The sequence below is a fragment of the Edaphobacter sp. 4G125 genome, assembly GCF_014274685.1.
Classification (GTDB): Bacteria; Acidobacteriota; Terriglobia; order Terriglobales; family Acidobacteriaceae; genus Edaphobacter.
The window spans coordinates 774845-800764 of record NZ_CP060393.1; the positions used below are offsets into that span (position 1 = coordinate 774845).

At 51.6% G+C, this 25920-nt stretch carries 14 protein-coding genes; 12 read left to right on the forward strand and 2 right to left on the reverse strand.

The window, feature by feature from the left end; genetic code table 11:
- Positions 1 to 32: 32 nt before the first annotated feature.
- On the reverse strand, positions 33 to 926 hold the full coding sequence (locus H7846_RS03230; protein WP_186695103.1) for a TIM barrel protein: 894 nt from the start codon (positions 924 to 926) through the stop codon (positions 33 to 35).
- 121 nt (positions 927 to 1047) lie between these two features.
- Between H7846_RS03230 and H7846_RS03235 the strand changes: the two genes are divergently transcribed.
- The 12 genes from H7846_RS03235 (at position 1048) to H7846_RS03290 (ending at position 24362) form a co-directional block, all read left to right on the forward strand.
- Positions 1048 to 1830, forward strand: a complete 783-nt coding sequence (locus H7846_RS03235; protein ID WP_186695104.1) for a c-type cytochrome — start codon at positions 1048 to 1050, stop codon at positions 1828 to 1830.
- Positions 1827 to 3407 carry an acido-empty-quinoprotein group A gene (locus H7846_RS03240; RefSeq protein WP_186695105.1) on the forward strand — a complete coding sequence of 527 codons (1581 nt, stop codon included), beginning with the start codon at positions 1827 to 1829 and terminating at the stop codon, positions 3405 to 3407. Before H7846_RS03235 ends, H7846_RS03240 begins: the two co-directional genes overlap by 4 nt.
- Positions 3408 to 3531: 124 nt before the next feature.
- Entirely contained in the window at positions 3532 to 4257 is a 726-nt protein-coding gene (locus tag H7846_RS03245) for a gluconate 2-dehydrogenase subunit 3 family protein (RefSeq protein WP_186695106.1), read from the forward strand.
- Positions 4258 to 4284: 27 nt separating this feature from the next.
- On the forward strand, positions 4285 to 5856 hold the full coding sequence (locus H7846_RS03250; protein WP_186695107.1) for a GMC oxidoreductase: 1572 nt from the start codon (positions 4285 to 4287) through the stop codon (positions 5854 to 5856).
- A gap of 87 nt (positions 5857 to 5943) precedes the next feature.
- Positions 5944 to 6612, forward strand: a complete 669-nt coding sequence (locus H7846_RS03255; protein ID WP_186695108.1) for a cytochrome c3 family protein — start codon at positions 5944 to 5946, stop codon at positions 6610 to 6612.
- Between the two features lie 220 nt (positions 6613 to 6832).
- A complete protein-coding gene (locus tag H7846_RS03260; protein ID WP_186695109.1) occupies positions 6833 to 9019 on the forward strand; it encodes a phosphocholine-specific phospholipase C in 2187 nt (728 codons plus the stop codon).
- Positions 9020 to 9402: 383 nt separating this feature from the next.
- Positions 9403 to 12771 carry a TonB-dependent receptor gene (locus H7846_RS03265; protein ID WP_186695110.1) on the forward strand — a complete coding sequence of 1123 codons (3369 nt, stop codon included), beginning with the start codon at positions 9403 to 9405 and terminating at the stop codon, positions 12769 to 12771.
- 19 nt (positions 12772 to 12790) lie between these two features.
- On the forward strand, positions 12791 to 15292 hold the full coding sequence (locus H7846_RS03270) for a hypothetical protein (protein ID WP_222597542.1): 2502 nt from the start codon (positions 12791 to 12793) through the stop codon (positions 15290 to 15292).
- Between the two features lie 4 nt (positions 15293 to 15296).
- Positions 15297 to 16130, forward strand: coding sequence for an HpcH/HpaI aldolase family protein (locus H7846_RS03275; RefSeq protein ID WP_186695111.1), 834 nt, complete (start codon positions 15297 to 15299; stop codon positions 16128 to 16130).
- Positions 16131 to 16195: 65 nt separating this feature from the next.
- Positions 16196 to 17143, forward strand: a complete 948-nt coding sequence (locus tag H7846_RS03280; protein WP_186695112.1) for a D-2-hydroxyacid dehydrogenase — start codon at positions 16196 to 16198, stop codon at positions 17141 to 17143.
- 602 nt (positions 17144 to 17745) lie between these two features.
- Positions 17746 to 18972: a dipeptidase gene (locus tag H7846_RS03285; protein ID WP_186695113.1), complete on the forward strand. Its 1227-nt coding sequence runs from the start codon at positions 17746 to 17748 to the stop codon at positions 18970 to 18972.
- 710 nt (positions 18973 to 19682) lie between these two features.
- On the forward strand, positions 19683 to 24362 hold the full coding sequence (locus H7846_RS03290) for an Ig-like domain-containing protein (RefSeq protein WP_186695114.1): 4680 nt from the start codon (positions 19683 to 19685) through the stop codon (positions 24360 to 24362).
- Positions 24363 to 24591: 229 nt separating this feature from the next.
- Here the strand turns inward: H7846_RS03290 and H7846_RS03295 are convergent, their stop codons facing one another.
- Positions 24592 to 25899 (reverse strand): Gfo/Idh/MocA family protein, encoded by a 1308-nt coding sequence (locus H7846_RS03295; protein WP_186695115.1) that lies wholly within the window; start codon positions 25897 to 25899, stop codon positions 24592 to 24594.
- Positions 25900 to 25920: the final 21 nt, after the last annotated feature.

Genomic DNA, 25920 nt, shown 5'->3' on the forward strand with positions numbered 1-25920 from the left:
GCTATGCAGCGAAGGTGGTACTCGAGATTTGGTCAGGAGGTTTTCATCGCTGCGATGGCTTCGAGCCGAGCCTGTTTCAGTGTCTTCGTGGGGTCGCCGAGAGACATGAACTCCATGCAGATGTAGCGGTCATAGTGAAGCTCTGCGAGTTTTCGATAGATGTTGGAATAGTTGATTTCGCCTGTTCCAGGCTGATGCCGTCCCGGGACATCTGCAATATGGACCAGACCGACCTGATCGATATTCTTTTCGAGCTTTTCAATCAGATTTCCCGCCTGTCGTTGCTCATGGTAAAAGTCATACAGAACTTTGACCCTTGGGCTCCCTACAGCTCGAGTAATTTCAAATGCTTCGGCCACGCTGGTGACAGCTTCCTGTTTATGTTCCAGAAGGTCGATTGGCTCCAGCACAATCTCGATTTCATCTTTCTCCAATAGATCTGCCGCGTATTTGAGTGTGTCTACAATTGCTGCGCGCTGTTGTTCGGGAGTCTGCCCAGGGACACGGGTATATGCGGTGTAGATAAATTGTTTGCAGCCCAGTTCTTTCGCACCGGGAATTGCCTTCATCAGATCATCATGCAGTGCAGTTCGCTTGGAATGATCGGCCAGTGCGTTGCGGCCAGGCACTGCGCTATCCACTTCGATCCCAAGAGCCTGCTTTTTCGCGAGATTCTGCTTCCACTCTGCAGGCGTCCACTTTTCATATTCGTTACCAACCTCTACACCTTGGAAGCCAGCCGCCGCAGCCAGGTCCAGTTGTTGTTCGAAGGAGAGACCCTTAGGGAGGGTCCACAGCATGATAGAAAATTTCTGCTTGGTTTTATCTGGCAAAACAAATGCGGACGCAGCCGATGCGATGTTGCCTTTTAGAAGTGGAGTAAGAGATGCTCCTATCGACAGCTTATGGAACTCACGACGGTTCATTTGGTTATCCTTTGCCAGGTGAACAAGTATAAAGAGTAGGTAGCTCTGTGCGGCGCTTATGAAATTATGCCGGAAGCGACAGTTTTCGGCAGACTGAATTGCGATGGTGGAGTTTGTCTTGATGAAGAAACGTTTGCTGAAGTTTTGGGGGATCTCATTGCTGTGCGTTGGAGCGAGTTCGCTTCAAGCCCAGTTTCCGCGATCGCCAGTGAATCCCGACTCTGCCGGGCGTGGATCAAAGATCTACGCAAGCAACTGCGCTCGCTGTCATGGTGATGATGCTCGCGGTACAGCAAGTGCTCCGGATCTGCTGCGCTCGCTGGCCGTTCTGCATGATCGTCGAGAGATGTTGTACGGCAAGGAACTTGGTCCGTTGCTGGCATCTGGTCCGAATCACAATTTTAAGTTTGACGAGAAACAGCTCGCAGATTTGTCTCAGTTTCTGACTGCATCGATCAATGGCATTTTGCGCAGCGGTTATAACGCGCAACCGACGAACCTGTTGAGCGGAGACGCGAAGGCTGGGGAGGCCTACTTCAACGGTGCGGGCGGCTGCAATCATTGTCATTCCACGACGGGCGATCTGGCCCATGTGGGAAAGAAGTATGCGCCCGCAGCCTTGCAGCAGAAGTTTCTTTTTCCGAACTACGGTTTGTTCATCAAGCACAAGGTGCAGGTAACGGTGAAGCTGCCCTCCGGCAAGGTTTACAAGGGGGATCTGGTTCGCATGGATGACTTCACAGTGGCGCTTCAGGACGAGTCGGGCCAGTATCGCTCGTTCAACCGGATTCCGGGAACGACAGTTACGACTACGGATCCCTTCGCCGCGCACTCCGAGTTGCTGGACCACTACACCGATGACGACATCCACAACCTGACGACATATCTGGAAACGTTGAAATGAGATTGCTACCCGCCCTCCTGTTCTCTGTATTCTTTTCCGCGGTTTCGCTTTACGCCGAGGCTCCGATTGAAGCTGCGAAGCCGGATCTCGCGCATTTGACCGATAGCTGGCCCACCTACAATGGCGACTATTCCGGACGTCGCTTCAGTCCTCTGAAGAAGATCAATACGGCGACGGTAAAACAGCTATCGCTGGCATGGAGCTTCCGGGTTGAGACCAATACTGCAGGGGGGAGACGTATCTCCGCTACGCCGTTGGAGGTCGATGGAGTTCTTTATTTCACCGTTCCCAGCCATGTATGGGCTGTTGATGCGCGCACGGGACATAAGTTGTGGCAGTTCGACTGGGCCAGCAAGGGAGGAGAGTCGATTGGAAACCGTGGTGCCGCCGTCCTGGGGAACACCGTGTATTTTGAAACGGAGGATTGCAACCTGGTTGCGATCGACAGAGAGACCGGGAAAGAGAAGTGGCATGTCTCGATTGGAAATCCGGACCAGTTTTACTTCGGCAGCGTAGCGCCGGTGATTGTAAAGAACCATGTGATGGTCGGAGTCAGCGGAGATGACTTTGACATTCCCGGCTATATCGAAGCGCATGATCCGGAGACAGGAGCTTTGCAGTGGAGATGGTATACGCATCCGAATCCGGGCGATCCGGAAGCAAAGACCTGGCCGAATGATGAGGCCATGTTGCATGGCGGCGGAATGACCTGGGTTGCAGGCACCTATGATCCTGAGTTGAATCTTTATTACTTCGGAACGGGAAATGCGCAGCCGGTCATCAATGGTCGAGCACGGCCTGGCGCCAATCTATATACCTCAACGATCTGCGCGTTGAATCCCGATACCGGCAAGTTGGTATGGTATTTCCAGCCCAATCCCCATGACACTCACGATTGGGACGCGGTGCAGACGCCGGTGCTGATCGATGGAATCGTCGACGGTCACAAACGTAAGCTGCTTGCCCAGGCCAGCCGCAATGGATGGTATTTTCTCCTGGACCGCACGAATGGGAAGAACCTGTTGAGCACGCCATTTGCGAAGCAGAACTGGACGCTTGGTGTCGATGCAAAGGGGTCACCGATTCCGAACCCTGCGAAGATGGCCCAATTGAATGGCGCACTGGTTGCACCGAACCAGGCAGGAGCGGCGAACTGGTATCCTCCCAGTTTTAGCCCGGAAACCGGACTCTTTTATGTTCCGGCTTATGACGCATACAGCGTTTATTACATCTACGACAACAACAAAAAGCCTGAGGGTTGGGCGGGGAACGATCGAGGCGGATGGTCACGAGCCTCGCTACGCGCAATCGACTACAAGACAGGCAAGGTGCGTTGGAACCATCAATGGCCAAGTCCTGGCGGGCGTTCTGGAATATTAACGACAGCGGGAAATTTGTTGTTCACAGGAGATACAACATCTAATCTCGTTGCCTTTAATGCGACGAACGGAGAGATTCTGTGGCATGCAGGGCTGACAGGAATCGTGAGCAATGGGCCGATCACCTATGAGCTGGATGGTCTTCAATATGTGGTCGCAGCAGCGGGCGATACGCTCTATGCGTTCGCCTTGCGGTAAAGGGACGACCTTGGGTGATCGGGTGCGATCCGCTGTGTGGTTTTTGGATAAAAAAGCGTGATTTTTCAGGCGAATACGTTTGGGGAATTGACTAGAGTAATCGATAACCCTTAGCATTGCGCCCATGAGACGGCGCGATTTTGTAAAGGGCTTTGCGGTTGCTACCGCCACGGCAAGCACTGCATTGGGTCAACAATCTTCACCTCAGGCGCAGAATCCTCCGCCTGCGACGACTGCACCATCGGCTGCGGCTTCAGGTTCGCGAGCGAGGAACCGCGCAGAGCAAATGGCGCGATTCCACACCCCAAATATCCCGCTTTCGCAGCCGGATGACGTTGCCATTACGAAGGCTCGTTACTTTACCCCTGTGCGTTACGCGACGCTGGTGCAGCTATGCGAGATCTTCATGCCCGCGGGAGAAGATAATCCCAGCGCGAGTAAGGCGGGCACCCCTGAATTTCTGGATTTCTATATCGGCGCTTCTCCTGCGGAGCAGCAGGCGCTATACAATAACGGGCTCGACCGGCTCGAAGCAGATTGCAGGAAGCAGTTCAATGTGTCGTTTGCCAAGGCGGATGAGAAACAGGTAGATGCGGTGATACGTCCGCATCTGAAGGGGTGGATGAATGACCATCCTCCGCGTGAAGGGCAGGAGCGCTTTATCGGCCTGGCACATCGCGATATTCGCGAGGCGACGATCAATTCGCCTGCATGGGCGGTGGCGGCGGAGGCTTCGGGCGAGCGCACACCTGGGGTGGGGCTGTACTGGCATCCCATCGAGCCCGGCATTCAAACCTGGGTGAACCACGGCGCAGCTCAGAGCAAATCCACCACGAAGCATAAGGCTTAGGCACCTCAGAGAAGGAAATAAAGAGACATGGCACAAAAGAAGGTGGACGTCCTGATCATCGGGTCGGGACATACTGGCGGTATGGCCGCAAAGATCCTGACGGAGAAGGGTATCTCCTGCACGATGCTGGACGCAGGTCCGATGCTGAACTTCGAAAGATACCGCGAGCTGAAGCCTGTGAACGAACTGCCCTTTCGCGGCTTCCTCGCACCTGGACAACTTCCGCACGTGTATCAGGCGAACGAGTTCAACGCGAACTTCTGGGTAGACGAGAAGACGATTCCTTACAGCCATCCGGCGGACCAGCCTTACAACTGGGTCCGAGTGCGCAGCGTGGGTGGACGTTCCCCTGTATGGGGGCGCCAGTCGTTCCGTCTGAGCGACTATGAATTCAAGAGCAAAGATCATGATGGCTTTGGAGAGAACTGGCCGATCACACTGAAGGATCTGGCGCCGTACTACTCCCGCGTGGAGGAGATCTTTCGCGTAACGGGTCATACGGATGGCTTGCCACAGTATCCGGACGGAAACTTTATCGAAGACAACTCGCCGTGGTCGGGCGCGATGCAGCGATTCGTCGATGCAGGTAAAAAGCTTGGCGTGCCTGTGACCAAGCCGCGCTCCTCGCTGGGCAAGGACGGGATGGCTGCGTCGTTGAACCTGCTACTTCCGGATGCGGTGGCAACGGGTAAGCTCACTACAATTCCGAATGCGATTGTGCGTCAGATCACGGTCGATAAGAACACGGGGCGGGCGGATGGAGCGATCTTTATTGATCGGCACTCGCATCGCGAGATGGTGTTGAAGGCGCGCGTGGTGGTGGTTGCTGCGGGCACACTGGAGACGACTCGCCTGTTGATGCTCTCGGAGATCTGTAACTCAAGCGGAGCGCTTGGTCATTACCTGTGTGACCAGATCTATGGAGCAGGTATTATCTGCTCCGTTCCAGAAGCGCGTGACGGTAAGGGTGCGCAAGGTTTGATGGGAGGCGGAGCTTTGATTCCACGTTTCCGCAACCTGGAGACGAAGAGCAATGGATTCCTTCGTGGCTACGCTGTGAATGTTTCATGCAGTAATGGACCGTTCGACTCACGTGCCCTGCCTTTCTATGGCAAAGAGCTTGAAGAGAAGCTGAAGAGCTATAACGGCAGCGGATTCGGTACAAACATTATGGGCGAGACGCTTGGACACTATGAGAACCACGTCACGCTGAACAAGCAGGTGGTTGATGCCTGGGGTATTCCTACGCTGAATATCAACACGAAATACACCAACAATGAAACCAATATGACAAAGGACTACATCGATACCATGGCTGCGATGGCCGAGGCGGCAGGGTTCGATGTTCTCGTGAAGAACTACGAGTTCAATCCACCAGGTTACTCAATTCACGAGCAGGGCACAGCCCGCATGAGTGACGATCCAAAGAAGGGCGTTGTCAATCAGTGGAACCAGAGCCATGACATGAAGAACCTTTTCATTACTGACGCTAGTGTTTTTGTCAGCGCAGGATGGCAGAATCCGACGATTACCATGTGTGCACTCGCAATGCGTGCATCCGAATATCTGGCAGAGGAGATGCGCAAGGGCAACGTTTAACATTGCTGGCGTAATCTGAAAGGTCATCGGGGTGCCTTCTCTGTAACGAAGCGGAGAAGGCACGTTCGGTCTAAAGAGAGGTTTCCAGTGCAGAAGTTTCTGCTGATGCTTGTTGTTGTCTTCGGACTCGCCTCGATCGCCCAGGCGCAAAATTCCGGTTCTCCTGCGCCGGAGCCTTCGGCGACTGCTCCGGTGCAGCCCATCGCTTTCAATCACAAGCTGCACATTCAAACGGCAAAGATGGCCTGCAATAACTGCCACGAGCCGCGAGGCGATGGTTCGACGCTGGCTTTACCGCAGGCGGGCAAATGCATGAGCTGCCATACCTCGGTTGCAACGGACAAGCCCGAGATTAAACGCCTCGCTGAAGCGGCCAAGAACGAAGATCCCATTCTATGGGTACGCATCTACCGTGTACCTTCGTTTGTGACCTTCAGCCACAAGACCCACTCCGGCAATACCTGCGAGGAGTGCCATGGTCCCGTAGCTGAACGGACAACGCTTGCCCGGGAAAAAGATACAAATATGGGGAGCTGTATCGCCTGCCACACGGCGAAGGGGGCTCGTACGACATGCGACACGTGCCATGCAATTATGTCAAAGAATGGTCACTCACCATTAGAAATTGACGCGACGGTATTGGCCCATCTCCATATACAAGCAAGGCCGTCTGCTCCGGTTTCGGCATTGAATAACGGTACTCGCGTTGGGCAGCTTACGAGTCTCGCCAGTTTTCTGAATGCTCCGATGTTGTAACGGGAGAAAATCTTTCAGTGCCAAACGGAAGAGGCGAAGCCATATTTGGATTCGCCTCTTCTGTTTAAAAAGGCATTCATCGGATCGCCGCATATTGGAACGACAGCAATCCCATGCCAATTTCCTATACCTGAGGTTCGAAGGTGCATGTTATTGTTACGCGTAATTTCAGAGAGCGATAAATTTCCGGCAGCAAAGCCAAAAGAGGCCCATAAATTTCATGAAGAGCAGAAGAAGCCGTCGCGACTTTCTACGCATGGCCGTAACCTCGGCAGGAGTTGCAGCCGGAACGAGAATCTTTCCGGCGAGTATCAGCAAGGCGCTCTCAATCCCAGCCAATAAAGTTAGCGGAACGATTAAGGATGTCCAGCATGTTGTCATTCTGATGCAGGAGAACCGCTCGTTCGATCACTATTTCGGAAGCCTGAGAGGCGTTCGAGGGTTCAACGATCCCCGGCCGGTGCGATTTCCCAATGGGAAACCGATCTGGTATCAGCCTCCTGCTACGGTTCATACCAGCCGGTATCACTCCAGGGGGTTGCGGGCCGATGCACCTTATGTTTTGCCTTTCTACCTGAATCCGAAGGCGACGACTGAGTTTTCTCCAGGTACAGATCATGGTTGGAGCAGTGGCCACTTGGCTTGGAATCATGGGAAGCACAACCAGTGGGTGAATCAAAAACAGGACGTCGTGACGATGGGGTACCTGAAGCGCGACGACGTGAGCTTTCACTATGCGCTAGCGGATGCTTTCACGATTTGCGATGCCTATCATTGTTCGATTCATTCGAATACCGCGCCGAACAGAATTTATCTGTGGTCTGGAACGACAGATCCACGCAATGTCTATGGGAACAAACCGAATGGTCCTGGAATGGAAGAACGTGGCGAGACGAATGGATATACATGGAAGACCTATCCAGAGCGTCTGGAGGCCCACGGGGTTAGCTGGAAGTTATATCAAGGAGGCTCTGGAGAGCCAGGTACGCCGACGGACAACTACACGGATAACTCTCTTGAATTCTTTGCCCAGTACCAAGTTAAAGAGGGGGCCTCGCCTACAAGCCCTCTGGTGGTGAAGGGAGTGTCGAACTACACGCTTCGCGAGTTCCATGAAGATGTTGTGAAAAATCGTCTGCCCCAGGTCTCCTGGATTGTCGCTCCATATAAGTACAGCGAGCATCCTGAGGCTTGTCCATCGGATGGCGCGCACTATATTAATTTAGTTCTCGAAGCTCTGACAGCAAGCCCAGAGGTTTGGAGCAAAACGGTCTTCTTCATTAACTACGATGAGAATGATGGCCAGTTCGATCACATCGTTCCCCCCATGCCTCCTCTGACGAGTGAGATGAATGCGCACGGTATGGTGTCAAAGGATCTCTTGGAGAGCCTGGGAGACGAGATTCTGGATCTGGATAAGTATCCGGAGAATAAGCGGCCACTAATTCCTAACGCTGACCCTGGCGGTCTTCAGCCGATTGGTCTCGGACCACGAGTGCCGATGTTGATTATCTCTCCGTGGACTACTGGCGGATGGGTATGTTCACAGGTCTTCGACCATACATCGGTACTGCGATTTCTGGAGAAGAGGTTTGATATTCCTGAGCCGAATATCAGTGCGTGGCGCCGGTCTCTCTGTGGCGACCTGACGGCGGCCTTTAATTTCTCGAGCCTGCCGGAACCTGGTATCCCTCACTTTGAGGTACCGAAGCTGATCGTCTCACAGCATCGTCCTTACCATGTACCGGACGTGCAGTCGATGCCGAAGCAGGAGCCTGGCGTTCGTAAGGCACGTCCGCTTCCGTATGAGTTTTTCGTTCATGCGCGTCTTCGGGATGATAAGACAGATGCTGTTACGGAAAAGGTCTGGATCGATTTTGCAAATACAGGCGAGGCAGGCGCTGGATTTTATGTGTACGATCGCGTGAAGCCCGATGATGCGCCAAGACGTTATACGATTTCGGCAGATCATCGTCTCTCAGATTATTGGTCGACGAAAGAAGCACATGGGGCCTACGACCTTGCAGTATATGGACCCAATGGATACCACAGTTACTTCCGTGGAAATCTCGAAGAGGTAAGGCTCCAAGCTAAGGCGCATCCAGAAGTGAAGATGCGATACGACGTTCCGAAGGGAGATGTCTCTTTAACCTTGACGAATTCAGGTTCATCGCCCTGTAGCTTCAAGGTAGTTAATGCGTATAACAAGACCGCTCCGCATGTTTACTCTGTCGCTCCGGGAGCCAGCATTGACGATCATTGGGAACTTGCTTCCAGCTCGAACTGGTACGACTTGTCTGTTTCGGTAGCCGAGATGCCCTCGTACTTGAGGCGTTTCGCAGGACACGTTGAAACAGGACGCCCCGGAACAAGCGATCCAGCCTTCTTTGAAGAAGGAACTGAGTAGCCTGCTATTGCAATAGTGGTTTGATGGAGAGATATCGGCAATCTTCTAGTTAAATGACGAATCGAACACTTAACTGAATGGAATGCAGCATATCTTGCCAGGTACAAACACACGACTCATTTAATTTGTCGACAAATAAAGCACATATATAGAGAAAATCCATATTATCTATTTATTATCAATGATATACGGGAAATTGCCTTCTCTATAATTTGACTATTCCTCGATCGCTTTAAAGTCATTTTTTCGTTATTTGTATCCGATAGGTGGACAATTGATATCCAGATGAGATAGTTTCGTGCGAAATGAAATCATGCCCGCACGGGCGCAATACCTCTTCAGCAGAGAGAATGCGGCCGCAGCGATGCAAAAAGGAACATCTGATGAACACTCTACGACGCGGTGCCGCAGCGCTCTTTCAGGTCTTCAACATGTCTGGTTGTAATTGGAGAATTTTCCGTAAAGCAGCCTGCATGTTAGCGGTTGTTGTCAGCGCGGCTTTTGCTTCGGCGCAAGTTAACTCCACAGGTACAATCTCGGGCCGTATCACCGATGCACAGGGAGGCGTTCTTAGCGGCGCCACTGTTTCGATCGTAGAGCGATCGACCAATGTCGAAACAAAGCTTACGAGCAACAGCTCTGGCTTTTACTCCGCCGGCTTCCTTAAGCCGGGGACCTATTCCATCAAAATCAGTGCTGACGGATTCGAGAGTGCCTTAAGCAGCGGGCTCACCCTGCAGGTAGGACAGGTGCTCAACCAGGACTTTTCGCTCAAGGTTGGCCAGGTTACGGAGACTGTCAATGTTTCAACCGGCGCTCCTCTGCTCAATACAGAATCCGGAGAGCTAGGTAACGTCATCTCGCACGAGCCTGTGGTTCAGCTACCACTCAATGGCCGCAACTTCTCTCAGCTTGCGCTTCTGGTTCCTGGTGTCAATTCTGGTTCCGTTGGCGGAGTTCGTTCCACCGGAGGAGGAAATGAAACCCAGCGTGCTGGCACTTCGATCACAGCAAATGGCGCTCGCGGCAGCTTCAACCTCTACATGATCAATGGTATCCAGAACGTCGATCAATCTGTAGGAACCGCGAAGGTTTTTCCGAACCTCGAAGACATTCAGGAATTCAAAGTACAAATTGGTAACTCAGACGCACAGTTCGCGGCTGGAGGCGCAGTGGTGAATGTTATCACCCGTTCCGGCTCCAATGGATTTCATGGATCTGCATTTGAGTTCTTCCGCAATTCGGCACTTGATGCCCGTGGTTACTTTGATGCGGCCAAGCCGATCTTTCAGCAGAATCAGTTCGGTGGCTCGCTCGGTGGGCCGATCAAGCGCGACAAGCTCTTCTTCTTTGCCGATTATCAAGGGTTAATCACGCACACCGCGCCCACAGCGATTACCAGCGTTCCGACAGCTGCTATGCGTGCAGGAAACTTCCAAGGATTCGCCAACATCTACGACCCCAACACCTATAACGCCACGACCAAAACGCGTACGCAATTTGCCAGTAACCAAATCCCTACATCACGCTTTGATCCCATTGCAGTTAATCTGCTGCAGACCATTCCGCTTCCGAATCTCCCCGGAAATGCAAATAATTTTCGTTTCAACAATCTACAGGTTAACGTGCAACATCAATACGATGTACGCATTGACTATGTGCTTAGCGCCAAGGACAGCTTATTTGCGCAGTACACCAATGGCCGCGCGGACGTAAGTTTTCCAAGCACCCCGGTGAAGATTGGAAATACTTGGAATCCTCTGGCCTTTGCAGGAGCCAACCGCAACAACCATGCGCCAAGCCAGCAAGCCACCCTACAAGAGACGCACGTCTTTTCGTCGTCATTAGTCAATGAGTTGGCTGTAGGGTACACGAGGTTCGTCTTACTCGTATCCCCTCTGGACCGGGGCTATAACACCTCACTAGCCCTGGGTCTGCAAGGAGCGAATACTGCCTCCAATACTGATGGCTCTGGACTCGCCTCGCTCAGCATCACGGGATTCAGCGGTTATAGTGCCAGTTTCCAACCGGAAATCGTACCGCAAAACACAATCCAGTTCTCCGATAATCTCATGCTGAACTATGGAGCCCATGCCATGCGCTTCGGCTTCAGCGGAGTGCACAATAACTTCGGCTTTAATCAGTTGCAGGCTCCATCGGGCGCATTGACCTTCTCAGGAACGTATAGCAATAACACAATTACTGATCCGGTTACGGGTAAAACATCAACTGTTGGCGGCTCTGGATTCGCCGACTTCCTGCTGGGCGTTCCGGTCAGCGCCTCTAAATCCACTCTGCCTCAAGGGATGCCATATATCAGCTATACCGATTTTGGTGCGTACGCGCAGGATACGTGGCGCCTTACGCCGAAGCTAACTGCCGTGCTCGGCATGCGTTACGATCTTTTCACCTCTCCTGTCGATCGCAAGAATCGCATGTCAAATTTTGTTCCTGATGGAGGTGCAATCTCACAGGTCGCAGGCGGAACCGGGAAGATTGTTACCGCTGATCAGGATGGCTACAGCCGGGCGATCATCCAAACACGTAAATTGAACTTTACTCCACGCATCAGCCTTGCTTATAAGATCGGCAATAAAACTGTGGTGCGTAGTGCCTTCGGTGCCTACTTCTTCAATGAACAGGGAACCGGATCTTCTGCCCGTCTTTTCCTTAATTACCCATTCGCTCAGACATTTAGCACAAATTGCTCATCGACCACTCCCTGCCTCAGTACATCCGCAGGTATTCCACTGTCGCCTTCAGCGAGCAACGTGCCGGTTGTCGTCTACTATCCACTGCGAAATCCGAGCCCTTATGTCAACCAATGGAACCTAACGATCGAGCACCAGGTTACAGACTCCCTGGTTGTCCGCGGTTCCTATGTAGGGTCGAAAGGAACGCACCTCGGCATCGCACTTAATGAGAATGTTCCGATTCCCGGTCCCGGAAATGTTCAAGCTAATTCTCCCTATCCGGCTTACTCGACGATCCAGTCCTGGGAGAATCGCGGCGTTTCCAGCTATAACGCTCTGCAGCTTTCGGCGGAGCAACGTGCATGGCATGGTTTACAGTACCTTGCCGCATATACCTGGAGCCGCAGTCTCGACCAGGGTTCCGGTGGAAACTCATCCTCCAGCGAATCCCGCATCAACATCCAGAATCCCCGCAACCTGTCTGCTGATTATGGTCTTTCAGACTTTGACCATCGTCAACGCTTTACCTTCAGCCCTGTATACCAGCTTCCGTTCGGGCGTGGACGACAGTATGGCGGAAGCGTAAATGGCTTACTTGATGGGGTAATTGGTGGCTGGGACCTTACCGGTATTGTGACGTTACAGAGTGGAGCTCCGTTCTCTGTATCCATGTCCTCCAACGCCTCACTCAACACGGGTACCTTCCTTCGGCCCGATCGCGTCTGCAACGGTAATAAATCTGGTGATCAAAGAACCCTAATTGCGTATTACGACACAAGCTGTTTTGTGAATCCGCCGCAATACACCTTTGGCAATACCAGACGCAATATTTTGATTGGCCCAAGCTATCAGACAATCGACGCAGGGCTGCATAAAGACTTCCGCATTCGCGAATCCCTAGGAATGCAATTCCGCGCTGAATTTTTCAATCTATTCAACACTGCCAATTTTGGGATGCCGGGAAATAGCATCGGCTCCGCCTCTGCTGGGAAAATCTCGTCGTTGGCTACTGGAGCAACGGCGCGTCAGATGCAATTTGCCATGCGGTTCCACTGGTAAGCAATCTAGGAGAAAAGAGATGAAGCGTAGGACATTTCTGCAGGGGACGGCGGCTTCTGTCGCCCTCTCTTGCGTAAGTCGCAGCAGCATGTTGCATGCACTTGATGCCAGCCTTACTGACCTCAATCACTGTACCGTTATCATTCCTTCCTCGCCTTCAAAGCGAGAGGTCGTCGCAGCCGAGATGGTCACCGACGAAATCATGAAACGCTGCGGTATCTCGTGGACGCAGGGAAACCGTGCAGGAGCTGTCAGAATCTATCTTGGTACACGCAGCAACTGGCGTGATCTGGGTTCTGCTGTTTCCAGCGTAGCTGCAAAAGCAGCAAAACTTCCTGCCGAATCTTATGCCATCGCTTCGGGTGGCGAAGGAAACAGTGCGTGGATCGCCGTTTGCGGAAGCGATGAGCGTGGTCTGATCTTCGGCGCCGGCCGAATGCTGCGAATGTTGCGTCTCACCCGTCGCTCGGTCAGCGGTGACCTCAAAGCGATGAATCTCACCAGTTCACCGCACTATGCGACCCGCGGACATCAGCTTGGTTATCGCCCGAAGACGAATGCCTACGACGCTCTGACCGTCGAGATGTGGGATCAGTACATTCGTGAACTCGCTATCTTTGGCACAAACACTGTTGAGCTGCTGCCACCTATCTCTGACGACCTTTCCGATAGCCCGCACTTCCCGATCCCGCCGCAGCAGATGATGATCGAAATGTCACGCATCTGTGACAAATACGATCTTGATGTCTCGGTCTGGTATCCAGCCATGGCTAAGGACTACGGCGATCCCAAGACCGTTGAAGAAGAGATCCGCGACTGGGCTGCTGTGTTGCACGATCTTCCCCGTGTTGACATTGTTTTTGTTCCTGGCGGTGACCCTGGGCATACTGATCCAAAAAACATGTTGCCCTTGCTCGAAAAACAGAAGGCCAGCCTGCGCAAAACTCATCCGAAGTTACAGATGTGGATGTCCCCACAGTCCTTCAATGCCGAATGGACCACGGAATTTCTCAAGATGGCCGCAGAGCCGCACACACAGTCATGGCTTGATGGCATCGTTTTTGGTCCTCAAAACCGTCTCTCGATTGGAGAGCTGCGCAAAGCCCTGCCTGCCAAATATCCCATACGCTTCTACCCGGATATCACGCACAGCATTCAGTCTCAGTACTCCGTCAATAACTGGGACCTTGCCTATGCTCTCACCGAAGGCCGCGAAATTATCAATCCACGCCCCGAAACTGAGGCAGCCATTCTACGTTCGGAGTTGAAAGACACTATAGGCTTTGTCAGCTATTCTGAAGGTGTCAACGACGATGTCAACAAGTTTGTCTGGAGCATGATCTCCTGGGATCCCCAGATGTCTGTTCCCGTTGCTCTGCGTGATTTCGGAAACTATATTGTTGGTGCACATGATGGCTCCGCCTATGCACAGGGTCTCCTCGATCTCGAGCACAATTGGGAAGGATCACTTGCAGCCAATGAGCTTGTCGATGTTACGCTCGCAAAATTCCTTGCTATAGAAAGAAATGCATCACCCTTTGTCCTGGAAAACTGGCGTTGGCAACAGGCTATGTTCCGTGCCTGTTGTGATGCTTATGTACGCCAGCGTCTGCTCTTTGAGTCTGGAGAGCTTGCTCGGGCACGGAGCGTTCTGGGTCGTATTGAAGACTTCGGTTTTGCCTCCGTGCCTTGGGGCATTGGGGACAAACCTGCACAGGAACCAGCCAACGGCATCGATCCGCAGAATTTGATCGATGAAGCTATCGAAATCTTGCGTAAGTCCTCCACCACGCAAATTGCACCTGCCCTCCGTACACGCATCAGCGAGCTTGGCTATGCTCTGCTACAAAGCATTCATCAGCAGCTCGCCGTCGAACGTTTTCAAGGCGAAGCCGTTGATCGTGGAGCGCCATTGGATACGATCGATCATCCTGTCACCGACGGTCCCTATTACCTGAAGCAGCTACGCAAGATGAGCTCTATCGAAGATCAGGAAAAGAAGATTGACGCTATCCACGAACTGCTCAATCGCACCAATCCTGGTCCGGGTGGCTTCTACGACGAACTCGGTAACATCAATAACCGTCCTCATCTCGTTATCGATAATGCAGCGAACGACTTTGACTTTCGGCATTCAACGCATGTCGGTACCAGTTATCCCGATCATCTCGGCGCCAATGCTCCAATGGCGTGGAAGCACTGGGCCGAGGGTCTTTATGAGGCTCCGCTAAAGATGCACTACACCGGCCTCGATCCGAATGTGGACTATAGTCTTCAAGTGGTCATCTCTGGTGATTCGCGCCGTGTCAAAACCAAGCTCGTCGCAAATGACTCGATTGAGGTTCACCCGTTGCAGTTGCGCCCATGGCCTCCTGCGCCGCAGACTTTCACACTACCAAGGGCAGCCACATCATCCGGAGAGCTCCGCCTCACCTGGACACGCGAGGCAGGTCTCGGCGGGAATGGTCGTGGATGCCAGGTTGCTGAAGTGATGCTTAAACCTATCCATAAGGAGTCGTAACACGATGCCGGAAGAGTACATTGCCGATCGTCATCCCTCCTCGCCTGACACATGGAATGTTGTCCGTGAGCGTCTTAAGGCAGGAGACTACGTCATCGGCATGACCGTAATCTCGAACAATATCGAGACCGGTGCATATGCTGCAACGCTAGGGTTCCACTTTCTTTGGAGCGAGATGGAGCACTCCTCTCTCTCGCTCGAATCCTTGCGCAGCCTGGTACTCGCTACTCGCGGACTACCGGTTCCTGTCTTTGCACGTGTCCCGTGGGCTGAGCTTTGGCTGGCCAAACGGGTGCTCGATCAAGGTGTGCAAGGCGTCATCTTTCCCTTCGTCTCGAGCGTCGAGCGGGCCCGCATTGCCGCACAGGGATGTCACTATCCTCCTTTTGGTCGACGCGGCTCGGGAGCGGGACTTGCCGTTACCACCTGGCCTGTTCCAGGAAACTACTACGATTCTGCCGATGCCAATGTTCTTGTCGTTTGTGTCATCGAAGAAGCATCTGGTGTGGAGCAGATCGAAGAGATCGCGGCAACTCCCGGGATCGACGTTCTTTTTATCGGCGTCAGCGATCTATCCTTCTCGATGGGATTGCGTGGTCGACAAGAAGATCCCATGCTTGAAGAGGCTATTGCGAAGATCGTCGATGCCGCAAAACGGCATGGAAAATGGCTTGGTCGACCTGCAGGGAGTGCCGAGGAAGTTCTACGCTTTCACGCGCAAGGCTTTCAATTCTTTCAATCTGTTACAGAACTCGGCCTCATGCAACTTGGTACAAAGTCGTTGCTCGAGCCGCTGGGTATCAAAGAGAAGCCGCGCGAACAAAGCACCTTCTACTAAAATCCAGAAGATAGCAATGGCGTCTTCCATCCATAATTTTAGTAGAAAAACACATCAGGATACCTATGACAATCGTTGTGCTCGACGGATACCCCCTCAATCCGGGCGATAATCCCTGGACGCCTCTAGAAGAATTAGGCGAAGTGCACGTTTACGATCGTTCCACTCCTGCTGAAGCGCACGAGCGAGTTGCAAAAGCCGACATTATTCTCACCAATAAGACTCCTCTATCCCGGGACATCATTCAGAATGCTCAGCATTTGAAATTCATCTCGGTACTCGCCACTGGTTACAACATCGTCGATATCGATGCAGCGAAGCAACAAGGCATCGTCGTTTCGAACGTTCCAGACTATGGCACGAACACCGTGGCCCAATTTGTTATGGGCCTTTTGCTTGAACTCTGCCATCGCATTGGCGATCACTCGAATGCCGTCCACTCTGGAGCTTGGACAACTTCGAAGGATTGGACCTTCTGGAATTCCCCACAGGTCGAGCTCTATGGCAAAACCATGGGTATTGTTGGCTTCGGGCGTATTGGTCGTCGAGTCGCCGCATTAGCAGAATGCTTCGGTATGCGAGTCATCTATAACGCCCGCACCCCACGCCCCGATTCACTTCAGCAGTACCGTACACTTCAACAACTCTTCGTTGAATCCGATGTTGTGTCGCTCCATTGTGCTCTTACCCCAGAGAACATCGGAATAATCAATTGCGCTCTTCTTGAGAAGATGAAGCCCTCAGCATTCCTGATCAACACAGCTCGGGGAGCGCTTATCAACGAAAGTGATCTCTCTGCTGCTCTCAACAGTGGCAAGATTGCCGGAGCTGCGCTCGATGTTCTTTCCAGCGAGCCACCTTCCAACGACAATCCTCTACTTGCCGCGCGTAACTGTATCATTACACCGCATATGGCATGGGCTGCGCTCGAAGCTCGAAAGCGCATTATGGAGGCCACAGTCCACAATGTGAGGTCTTTCCTTGGTGGAACTCCCGTCAATATTGTGTCCTAAAGGGCACGTTCGAAGTCAGCTTATATACTGCGCCGATCAGTCTATTATCCTCAGTGGACCACAGCCGAAACAATCTGTTGGATAAATTTGGAAGGAGAAGACTCAAAGGCAGTAGGCGAGGAGCTCCCACTTCGCTAAATTATCCGTGTGCTAATTTGTAGCGATACAACGATGGAGAGACGTATCTAACCCGTATATCCTTTATGCGGATTGTTGTGAACTTATGACACGAAGAGCTCGGCTAGTTCTGCGCGCTACCGTGATTTGTTATATCTTCTGGTACGGTGATTCATTTGGCGCTCGGTAGCTTAATCTCCAGGTGTGCCGTTTCCAATTGTTGATTCAAGCGATGCCGCAAGTTTAGACATGCTGCGGATGCAGATATTTTTGTAGGACGTAACCACAGCATCAAGCCGTGGTTTCTTAGAGAGCTGTGCGCTAGGAACCATAGCAATCCTTGACAATTTGGGATCAACGCGTGGGATTTGCGATGGCGGAATATCGTACCTTTCCCGCTATTTCTATAGGTCAAATGCCTTGTTCACTATTTCTGGTGGGCAGAATATTCTTGCTCATAAGATTGAGCTTGTAGGAGATTACCCTTGCTGACCCGCCGCCAGTTCATTGGTTCCAGTATTGCTTCCCTTCACGGGGCGAGTACTTTTGCTCAAGAAAGTGCAGACCGGATTGTGCATCAGGTCTCTTCTCGCGCGTTGAAGATTCATCAGCATGCTTTTGTCTTCGATGCGCACGTGCATGCCCTCGATCGCGAATTCTACGACGGTGGAAGTATGGGCGACCGAAAATCGAACGGACAGTGGGACCTTCCCCGTGCTCGCGAAGGAGGGGAAGGCGCATTTTTCCTGTCTGTCTATGTTCCGGAAGAATATTATCCCAGCCGTTTTGAAACTCGCCAAACATTACGCCGGTTGGATCATGCGCTTCGACAGGTTCACGAGAACCAAAATCAGGTTGAGTTAGCATTGAATGGAGCCGATATTGACCGGATTCGCGCCAAAGGCAAGATAGCAGCTGTACTGGACATCGAAGGCAGCTACGATTTAGACGGCGACTTAGGCATTCTGCGCGATCTGCACGCTCTCGGTCTTCGCTCAGCGCAGCTCTCCGCGCATAATTGGAATCAGAATTATGCCGACTCCTGCTGCTCAGTGCCAAAGTCCAACGGGTTGACCGCGCATGGTCGCGAGTTGATACGCGAGATGAACCGTCTTGGTATGGTTATCAACATCTCACACTCTGGAGACGACACGATCTCTCAAGTGCTCGATATTAGTGAGCGCCCCGTTATAGCCACTCACCATGGTCTACGCAATGTTAATGATATTCCTCGTAACATGCCCGACGGTCTTATGAAGAGGCTCGCAGATAAAGGCGGCGTTTTCTGTTTTCAGGCCGGCAGCGAGTTTAACTATCTGAAAGAGTACAAGTGGCTTACTGCTGAGCGTGGTAAAACCTTCTTTGATACCACCAGCATTCCGGAACGTGTCAAAGGCAAGAGCCTTTACGAGGTAGATGCGCTCGTGGCACCGTCATTCCCTATGAAGGGCGCTACGGTTCCTAATTCTGTAGCAATGACCGTTGATGACTGGGTTGCCGTCGTCGATCGTGCCATTAACCTCATCGGCGAGGATCATGTTGGGTTTGGAAGTGACTTTGACGGTGGTCCTACACTTGCAAGAGGAATGCGCGATGTGAGAGATCTCTCCATGATCACTGATGCGATGCTCCGTCGGGGATTTACGGAGGAACGCATCCGCAAGTTTTGGGGAGGAAATCTGCTGCGAGTTTTCCGACAGATCACTCTCTAATCTGAGGGATGTTTTTTGTGAGCTGTCCATTTTCTTCTCGGCTCAAGTCAATTGAACAGTCAACTCTGCCTCAATAGTATTTGGAGTCAAGAGCATTCCTGCTCTGGTTTAGACAGAACCACTAAGTGGAGTCAATTGCGAAATGAACCAGAGACGGCAACCTTTATGATTTCATCGCTTTTGGAGATCCATATCTTACCGAACAATTGCGATCGAATTCGCGCTCTGCCGGAGAGATCAGCCCCGACACCTGCGAGAGCAATGTGACTCAACTTACGCAGTATGGATTCGTACTGAAGCCAACGGCTCAGGAGCTATCTTCCTTCAGGTGAATACGAGGAACGAACCACCGTGCTGAAATAAATTGCATACAACTTTAGTGGATTGCTAGCCATAAACTCCAGCTGTATTTATAGAGCCAGCGCGGATATATGCGCGTTGCACGCTTAGGAAGGATCGTCAGTATTCAATATGACGGGAGCGGACGTACTACGCTCGACACGCGATCATTATCTCCGAGGTCCTGTTTTGCCTGGGGCCATATCCTCCAGCGCGATGCAGATAACGATCCATGCTTGGTCGAATAGATCTTTGACTCTCTACGAAACAGGCCGACCGTCCATAGGTACCTATCGCTTATCTTCGGTGGGTCCAGAGAATCTACCTTTCGTTTTGTTTATGTCATTTAAGTGCTAGATCAGGAGAGAACGATGAAATATTCACTTCTTTTCCTGTTATGTCTAAATGCGTTATTCTGCCGCGGCCAAACTGTCGTGGTTCAAACTCAGAATGGAACGGCAAACGTTAACAATTCTGGTTACAGTGCTTACGGCTATCCATGGTCCGCCTTGGCGGGTTCAGATCGTGAACAATATGTTTCGGTTTTCGCTGAGGTGGATAACATCACCGCATGGTCTGGAGATGGATCGAGTGTTACGTTTACCACCAATAACCATTTGTCCGCGAACGATGTCGTCTCTATAAACTATGGAACTTCGCCTGGATGGCCATTTAATTGGAAGATTTATCAGGTTGTGTCCGCGACGCCAACGAGCTTTACGATTAGTGACGGAACTGTTGGTAGCGGTAGTGAATCAACTGCTACTGTGTCCAAACGCAGTGGCGCAGGATTCAGCTCGCTTGGTACCTGGGAGATTATAAATACTATCGGATCAAGCGAGACATATAAGCTTTATACCCAAGACGGAACGCAAGCTACTGGCTTTTCTCCTCATCCAATAATTAGTGGAGCACCACAGTTTATCAATTTCGTGGTTGGGTCAATTCCTGGATCGTGTTTCACAACTGGTTCGATCGCTACAGGCGATTTCGCCATACACTCCACGATCGAATTCGACATCAAATTCACATCTGCAGATGATTCCACGAAGACCGGAAGCTACCACTATGTGGTATGCGCCAATGGAGGAGGCACGGGGTATTCAGGAGTGGCCCATGTAAGCCCTGGATATAGACAGGTTTTCAAAAATCGATACATCCCTCTTGCCGGCCAGGTGTTCGGAAATACTAACCAGATGATTGATTGGACGATTGTCTCAGCGCCTGCGGGCGGGGATGCACAGCTTCTGTACTCAAACTTTCCTCAACCGGTCTTTTATTCGGGCACCATTGCGGGACAGTACGCCATCCGCGGCTGTCCGCATGTCGATCATTCGCCTGGAGCCTGCGATGAGCTTGCAGTCTGGGTATCCCCCAATAACTCTCCGAGCGGAAACGTGGACAGAGTAGAACAGGTGCCTTGTGACGTTGATACGACGATGCAGCCGGCTACCATCATCGATATTGGTCCCTCGCAGACCTTTCCAGACCTGTTGGCGGTTCCTCAAAACTATGCTGCGCCACTTCTCGTTCGTGTACACAATGAGGGGGGAGATGGCAATCCGACCGTATATCACAATCAACTCCAGGTAAACATACCCAGTTCCGGAAGCTGGGACGATCGCCATCCTGCAGTGTTGCTCTGCGGTGTTCCTAACCCTCGCACTGGAGAACTCCCGATCATTGACGGAGAAAATGCAACAACCAACTCGTGGACAAGCCCATGGGTCGTTGCTCCATATGGATTGATTTCTTTTGTCGGAGTGAATGCAGGGCCGCAGGTAAACGATGGCCGGGTCAAACCGTTTCATCACGTGACGGTTTCTGGACTCCACATTCGGAATGTAACGAGCGGATTTTCATACTTCGACCAAAGTGGTGCTTCCGGAACCTGGGGAGGTTCCATGGGATTTCGACCTTTTGGAGTTCAATATTGGTCTGTAATCGGAACCCATGCCGAGAATGTTGCTACCCCATATTTCGACGACTGCAATACTCAGGTCAGCGGGTGGTCAGCCTGTACGCTAGACACCTTCTACGAAGGTAATCATGGTGAAGGGTACGGAAGGAGCGGAAGTTATACCGAACATATGTTTTATCTTCAGGCTTTCCGGGATACATCCATGCTGAATCTTCAAGATGGAGGTGTACAAGGGGACCAGGGGACTACATGCTTCTCGGATAGGGGTACACGCAGCTTTCACATGTATAGCCGTTGTGTTCCCACCGGGAACTACAGCACAGCATCAGTGATGGGCGGTCACTCTGAGATTCAGGATGCCTACAATTACGTTTTACCAGATGAATTCTGGGGATATCAAGGTTCATCCAGTTGCGCAACTACCTATTCCATAGCTCCAGGATGTGCTGGTGCATTTGGAGGAGAAGACTGGTTTGCTGCCTTAACCGAAGAGCACAATAACTCTGATTTTGTTATAGGAAACTATTACGTCAATGCGAGTGGGGGAACGAAATATCTAGGCATTGCGACTACGCATAATACCACTGGCATAGATAATTCTTCTCAAGGGTTTTATGCATATAACACTCTCCTTTATTCTCCGTTGGCGCTTCAAAATGACGGAGGCTTCTTATGGGAGGATACTCGACTAGGTCCGGCCGATAGGTTCACCGATGCCTATCTTCCAGCAACCTGGCCAAGAGCGCAAATCCAGAACAATATTATCCCGTGGAAAGACAATACGAACTGCGCTTACCGATGCTCGGTTCTGAGCACATCCGGCCATTCGCAATTGACATTTCAGACCAATTTAATCGCACCAGGGCAAATAACAGTTGCTCCCAATATTCAGCCAACCGGTTGGCTTGCGGGCGGAATCTTTCATAACGGAGTTAATACATCCTGGAGTTATTTTGATCCGGGCAATATCGTACCGATTAATCACTTCCTCGCCGGGTTTACGAGTAGCAATTTCATTCCTTACAATTTTTTTCCGGTAGATACGAATACAGGAAGAACAGTTTCTGGGTCGAATGCCATCGGAGCAGCACTTCCTTTGTCGGGACAGCTTTCGTATTACCCGCCCCGGTTCAATCCTGTTACTTCAAATTTGGACCCATTTGTACTGCGCACCGACCTAACGACAATTGGCGCCACCGATCCAGGCAACGTACCTGCTTTGACATCAATCGCAGTAACTCCAAATCCGGCATCGATCACTCGATCGGGGACGATTCAGCTTACTGCTACTTGCAAATTTGCGGACTCATCTATATCCGATTGCACTCATTCGGCATCTTGGTCCACAGCATCGTCAGCTTTCCATCTGGATGCAACGAGTCCAGGATTGGTTTATGGAGACAATGTTGGAAGTGGGGCCATCACAGCTACGATTGGTTCCGTCTCTGGAACCGCCACGATCAACGTGACAAATTCATCGCCAGTTTTAGCTTCTATAGCCATAACACCGAATCCTGCCCAGCTAATCACAGCAGGAACGCTTCAGCTCAAAGCTATTTGTACCTATACCGACGCTTCGATATCTGACTGTACGAATTCGGTATCCTGGTCCACATCATCACTATATTTTCGTTTTGACAACTCGATTCCAGGACTAATTCATGGATATACACCTGGAACAGGAACTGCAAGTGCGTTTGTTGGAAGTGTAGTCGCGAATTCGACCGTAAATGTTGTCCAGCTGCCGGCAGCAAGTACGACAACAATCCTTACCAGTTCGGTAAACCCCTCTGCAAATCACCAACTCGTTACCTTTACAGCTACCGTTGCAGCGGCGACGAGAATATCGGTTCCAACTGGAACCGTGCAGCTCAAGGCTGACGGAACGAACATAGGTAACCCCGTCCACCTGATCAACGGAGTGGCGCAATTCAGCTTGAACTCGCTTGAAGTTGGCCGCCACACCATCGTAGCCACCTATACACCGGATTCGGGCAGCTATGCCATGAGCACCGGTTCCATAATCCAGCATGTGAATAGTGGGCAGAAGGGCTCGACGACAGTCGCTCTGACGATCTCGCCGAATCCCTCCACCGTTGGACAATCTATCTACATCACGGCGACAGTTTCATCAGGTGCGACTGGAACAGTGCAGTTTGTAGAGGGGGCGACCGTGCTGGGTACGAGCACGATCTCAGGTACAACGGCTACGTTCACGACAGCGTCTTTGCCGGCTGGGACACACCTGGTGAATGCCATTTATGGAGGAGATAATTATTATCGCTCCGCAACTTCAGCTACTGCGACCCAAGTAGTCCGTAGCGCCTTAGGAAGCTCGGTTCCCGAACTGACGTTAGAACCGTCCAATTCTGTTTACGGTCAACCGGTCACGGTTACGATCTCCGTTCCAAAGACAGGCAGCACAATTCCGACCGGCACGGTGGTGATCTACTACAACGGTAAGTCGATCAGAACCGGGAATCTGGGAACAAACGGGGTGGCTTTGGTAACACTTCCCGGAGGCACGCTCCCCGTGGGAACGGGAATCATTATGGCCAGTTATAGCGGCGATAGCGCATATGCCCCCTCGAATACCCAATCGAAGTCGATCACAGTGGTATCAGTTGCCGTTCTAGACTTTACCTTGGCCCTTACTGCAGGACAGAGCCAAACAGTGATTTCCGGTGAAGTGGCTCCGATTGCTGCGCATATTGCCCCTACCAGCACGACCTATCCTGGACTGGTAACCTTCACAGCGACTGGACTTCCTCCGGGAGCTACAGTCAGCTTTAGTCCCTCCATTCTTGCTCCTGACGGAGGACCGACGCCGGTCAACGCAAACGTACAGACAACGGTTGTACTTAGCGGTAGGAGGAGCTCTAGCTATGCTGCATCAATTGCTTTGGGAATCCTATTCCTTCCGCTGGCGAGAACAAAAGTGTTACTAAGAAATAGGCGCGCGATGAGCAGATATCTCTTGCTGTCAATTAGTTTGCTTATGGGTATTACTGCAACAGTTGGTCTGACAGGTTGCGGATCGGGTTATGTTCGACATACTTACGACATCACTATTACCGCGACCAGCGGAACTATCCAGCATTCTATTAATGCAACGCTTAATGTGCAGTAGAAAAGATAAGTAGATGATGGTACATCTCGTATTCCAAAGGGCTAACCCTTAGGTTAGCTGACAGGCATAGTATATGTCTGCACAGATCTGAGGCGCTTAGTGAAGACAAGCTACTACCACATAAATCATAGCCTTCCTATGCAGGCGTGATCGGGTTCTAGCATTCAGTAGCCGATCTCTACGACTACCTAAAGGCTAATGGATTTCTGTCTGATCTCTCAATGGAGAATTAGATCTTTGGCTCCCACCCTTTTTGGTATTCGCGACCCCACATCTGCATGGCGTCGCGGTCGTTCTTGATGTGGCCATTGGTCGTATCAACCTCCAACTCACGGTTGACGAAGTAGGAGATATTCGCCAATTGTAAGGATGTAATCGACACATTAATGTCTGATATATCCGAGTTTGGCTTGTCATTAGATTTGATCGCGGCAATAAAGTTAGCGAAATGAGCATTGGTCATCTCATCCTGGCCGAGTAGGTCATTGCTTGCAAAGACCTTGCCAACGCGATATTCGTCAGTCTTCTTGCCTTTCCAGTCATAGACTTCGTATCCATCGTGGGCAAGAATAACGGATCCTTTTGTGCCCTGAATCATGGCGCCGCGATCACGACCGTAGTACTGCATGCCTTGATCACTTTTGCCTTCCCAACTAATCATCTTGTCTGGATATTTCAAGGTGAGGATCAGGGTGTCGTAGAACTCCCAATCGTCGTTGAATTGATAACGACCACCCTGAGCCACTACTCGCTCCGGGAATCCAACTCCAAGCGCCCATCGACAAACGTCGGTCTCATGTGTGCCATTATTTAGTGCTTCGCCTGTGCCATATCTCCGCAACCAATGCCAATTGTATGGATGGATATTATCCTTATACGCTGACCGCGGAGCTGGCCCCTGCCAGAGCTCCCAGTCCAACTCGGCGGGAACGGGAACGACTTTCCCGATTCCCATCGTTGGACGATTGTTGGCATACCAGGCTTTGGCAAAATAAGCCTGACCGATGAAGCCATCATGGATCTTCTGCACCATCATTCGCTCGTGTTCGCACGACCGATGTTGATTCCCTACCTGTACGACCTTGCCATACTTCTTTTGTGCTCCGACCAGCAGTTCTCCCTCACGAGGATTGTGGCTGGAGGGTTTTTCGACATAAATATGTTTACCGGCATGAAGGCCAAGAATCGCCATTGGAGCATGCCAATGATCGGGGGTCGCAATCGTAATGGCGTCGACGTCCCTGGAGTTAAGTATGTTGCGGAAGTCACCGGTAGTGGCAGGGGAGTATCCCAGGACATTCTCTGCCTTTGACGCGAACTTTCCTAAATTACGAGAGTCAACGTCGCATAAGTGCGTGACCTTTGCAGATGCGGCGTTGGCCTTTAGGCTGGCCAGATGAGCAGTTGCACGGGAGTTTGTGCCGATGATGGCGACATTGATCCGGTTGTTGGCTCCGAGGATCTGTCCGTAGCTCTTTGCGGTCCATGCAGCGGCCGACATGGTTATGCCGTCGATAAATTGTCGTCTCGAAATCATCTACATCCTCCAGCGCAGGCC

Coding starts and splice junctions, on each gene's coding strand:
- H7846_RS03265 (WP_186695110.1), top strand. CDS start 9,403: ATGAACACTCTACGACGCGGTGCCGCAGCGCTCTTTCAGGTCTTCAAC.
- H7846_RS03245 (WP_186695106.1), top strand. CDS start 3,532: ATGAGACGGCGCGATTTTGTAAAGGGCTTTGCGGTTGCTACCGCCACG.
- H7846_RS03270 (WP_222597542.1), top strand. CDS start 12,791: ATGAAGCGTAGGACATTTCTGCAGGGGACGGCGGCTTCTGTCGCCCTC.
- H7846_RS03230 (WP_186695103.1), bottom strand. CDS start 926: ATGAACCGTCGTGAGTTCCATAAGCTGTCGATAGGAGCATCTCTTACT.
- H7846_RS03260 (WP_186695109.1), top strand. CDS start 6,833: ATGAAGAGCAGAAGAAGCCGTCGCGACTTTCTACGCATGGCCGTAACC.
- H7846_RS03295 (WP_186695115.1), bottom strand. CDS start 25,899: ATGATTTCGAGACGACAATTTATCGACGGCATAACCATGTCGGCCGCT.
- H7846_RS03250 (WP_186695107.1), top strand. CDS start 4,285: ATGGCACAAAAGAAGGTGGACGTCCTGATCATCGGGTCGGGACATACT.
- H7846_RS03240 (WP_186695105.1), top strand. CDS start 1,827: ATGAGATTGCTACCCGCCCTCCTGTTCTCTGTATTCTTTTCCGCGGTT.
- H7846_RS03235 (WP_186695104.1), top strand. CDS start 1,048: ATGAAGAAACGTTTGCTGAAGTTTTGGGGGATCTCATTGCTGTGCGTT.
- H7846_RS03290 (WP_186695114.1), top strand. CDS start 19,683: ATGAAATATTCACTTCTTTTCCTGTTATGTCTAAATGCGTTATTCTGC.
- H7846_RS03275 (WP_186695111.1), top strand. CDS start 15,297: ATGCCGGAAGAGTACATTGCCGATCGTCATCCCTCCTCGCCTGACACA.
- H7846_RS03280 (WP_186695112.1), top strand. CDS start 16,196: ATGACAATCGTTGTGCTCGACGGATACCCCCTCAATCCGGGCGATAAT.